Annotated in this window: 1 protein-coding gene; it reads left to right on the top strand. The window is 70.4% G+C overall.

The features are described from left to right. On the top strand, positions 1-405 hold a 405-nt coding region (locus LPA54_RS40755; RefSeq protein WP_368857921.1), incomplete at both ends, for a spore photoproduct lyase family protein.

The following is a 405-nucleotide window of genomic DNA, read 5'->3' as shown; positions in this document are numbered from 1 at the left end:
CCTGGTGTGCGACAACACCGCCGATCTGATCCGCGCCTTCCGCGACTGGCCCACCGCGAAGGCGTCGTTCGCCACCAAGTTCGTCAACCCGGACCTGCTGGAGCTCGACCCGCGCGGCCGGACCCGTATCCGCTTCTCGGTGATGCCGGCCGGCGACTCCCGACTGCTGGACCTGCGCACCAGCCCGGTGGACCGGCGGATCGCCGCCGCCGCGGACTTCCTCGACGCGGGCTACGAAGTGCACTTCAACCTGTCGCCCGTCGTCGTCCGCCCCGGCTGGCAGGACGCCTGGGACGAACTGCTGCGGCAGATGGACGACGTGCTGCCCGAGCGGGTGAAGCGCCAGGCGCTGGCCGAGGTCATCATGCTCACGCACAACGCGGACCTGCACGAGGTGAACCTGCG

The sequence above is a fragment of the Streptomyces sp. DH12 genome, from assembly GCF_020873895.1.
Classification (GTDB): Bacteria; Actinomycetota; Actinomycetes; order Streptomycetales; family Streptomycetaceae; genus Streptomyces.
The sequence above is the reverse complement of the archived record's forward strand: the minus strand, read 5'-3'. Positions and strand labels throughout refer to the sequence as shown.